This is a genomic window from Haloparvum sedimenti (genome assembly GCF_001462205.1).
Taxonomy (GTDB): domain Archaea; phylum Halobacteriota; class Halobacteria; order Halobacteriales; family Haloferacaceae; genus Haloparvum; species Haloparvum sedimenti.
Genome location: NZ_LKIR01000117.1, coordinates 1 through 2,111 on the forward strand (window position 1 = coordinate 1; position 2,111 = coordinate 2,111).

Consider the following 2,111-nt stretch of genomic DNA (forward strand, 5'->3'; position numbering starts at 1 on the left):
GCCCCGACCATCGAGAAGACGCCCCGTGGGACGTTGTACTTCCCGGCGTCCGTGAGGAACGTCAGGACGAACAGCAGCCGGTTCCACGCGTACAGGAACGTGTAGGTGACGCTCGCGACGAGCGCCGGCTTGGTCAGGGGCAAGACGATCTTCGTCAGTATCTGCCGCTGTTCGGCGCCGTCGATCCGCGCCGACTCCTCCAACGACACCGGGATCGTCTTGAAGTAGCCGTACAGCATCCACACGTTGAACGGCAGCGTGAACGCCGCCGCGGGGATGATGACGGCGAGGTAGCTGTCGAACAGCCCGACGGTCGTGATCACGTCGAAGAGCCCGACGATGAGCACGACCGGGGCGAACATCTGCACGACGAGCACGGACAGCAGGAACGTCCGCTTCCCGATGAAGTCGTTCCGCGCACACGAGTACGCGGCCGGGATGGCCAGCGCGAGCGTGAGGACGACGGTGCCGATGGAGATCAGGAAGCTGTTGGCGACCCACAGGAGCACGTCCGTCTGGCTCCACACCTGGAGGTACGCCTCGAACGTGGGGTCCGCGGGCACGAGCGTCGCCGGACTCGAGAAGATCTCCGACTCGGTCTTGAGCGTGCTCGAGAACATCGCGTAGAACGGGAACATCATGACGCTCAACAGCGCGATGAGCATCCCGTACAGGCGGACCTTGCGGAGCCACGTCCGCTGTTGGCCGGCCATCGTCATAGCTCCTCACCTCCGTGCGTGTAGACGCGCAGGTAGACGATGGCGAACACCAGGAGGAAGAGGAACCCGATGACGCTGAACGCGGCGCCGCGACCGAGGTTCCCGTTCTCCAGCCCGACCTGGTAGATCCAGATCACCAGCGTCGACGTGGTGTTGATCGGGCCGCCGCCGGTCATGGTCCAGATCGTGTCGAAGCTGACGAACGTCCAGATCGTCGACAGCAGGGTGGCGATCAGGATGACCGACTTCAGCTGCGGTAGCGTGATGTACCGGAACTGGTGCCAGCGTTCGGCACCGTCGATCGCGGCCGCCTCGTACAGCTCCTCCGGGATTGACTGGAGTCCCGCGAGGAAGATGATCGCCATGAACGGCGTTCCGATCCAGATGTCCGCCACGACGACCCCGAGCCATGCGATGTCCGGGTTTCCGAGGATACCGACGCCCTGGTCGACGACGCCGAGCTTAAGCAGCACGGCGTTGATGTAGCCGTACTGCGGATGCTCGATCCAGCGGAACACGACCGCGGAGATGGCGTACGGGATCCCCCACGGGATCAGAAACGCCGTCCGGAAGAACTTACGGCCCTTGATGTCGCCTTTCAGGTGAACGGCGATCAGCAGGCCTAACAGCGTCTTCCCCGCGACTCCGATGACGACCCAGCGGCCGGTCTGCCAGAGGAGCTGGTAGAAGATGTCGCTGCCGAGTATCTCGACGTAGTGTTGGAGCCCGACGTACGTCTCGACCGACGAGTCGGCGGGCGATTCATACAGCGACAGCCGGAACGTCTCGATGATCGGATAGCCGACGACGCTCAGCAGAAAGATCGCCGCGGGGGCGATCAGCAGATACGCGCGGCTGTTGTGGCGGAGGTAGTCGATCCCCCGCTCGAGGCGCGAGCCGGCCGGCGTCTCGGCGTACTCCTCTGCAGTGCCCATTCGTGAGGTTACTCCATCGCGTCTTCGAGGTCGGACTGTGCGTCGTTAAGCGCCTTCTGCGGGGACTTCTGGCCCCCGAGCGCCTCCTGGATCGCCTGGACCATGCGGTTGTTGAACTCGTTGAAGTTCGAGAGCTTCGGCCGCGCGCGGGCGTACTGCCCGGCCTCGATGTAGGGGGCCCAGTTCGACGACTCCTGGAAGTAGTCGCGTTCCCCGACCTCCTCGACGGTCGGCATGAACCCCTTGTTCGTCGCGTACTCGAAGTGACGGTCCGGCTCGAGGTAGAACCGGAGGAGGTCCTCCGCCAGGTCCTTGACCTCGGTCTGTGCGAAGATGGAGACGGCGTCGATCGTGTTCAGGCTGTAGCGGCCCTCCGGGCCGGCGGGCACCTGGACGATCCCGTAGTCGAAGTCGACCTCGTCGTTCTCCTTCGCGGCGTCGATGTTGATCCCGGTGT

At 64.1% G+C, this 2,111-nt stretch carries 2 protein-coding genes and 1 pseudogene; all 3 read right to left on the minus strand.

Annotation, left to right across the window (positions count from 1 at the left end; all coding sequences use genetic code 11):
• A partial coding sequence (locus tag AN233_RS06860; RefSeq protein WP_058366064.1) for a carbohydrate ABC transporter permease occupies nt 1-719 on the minus strand: 719 nt, incomplete at its 3' end.
• Nucleotides 716-1,654: a carbohydrate ABC transporter permease gene (locus AN233_RS06865; protein WP_058366063.1), complete on the minus strand. Its 939-nt coding sequence runs from the start codon at nt 1,652-1,654 to the stop codon at nt 716-718. The genes AN233_RS06865 and AN233_RS06860, both read right to left, overlap by 4 nt.
• 8 nt (nt 1,655-1,662) lie before the next feature.
• Nucleotides 1,663-2,111, minus strand: a pseudogene (locus AN233_RS06870) (ABC transporter substrate-binding protein); the annotation flags it as partial.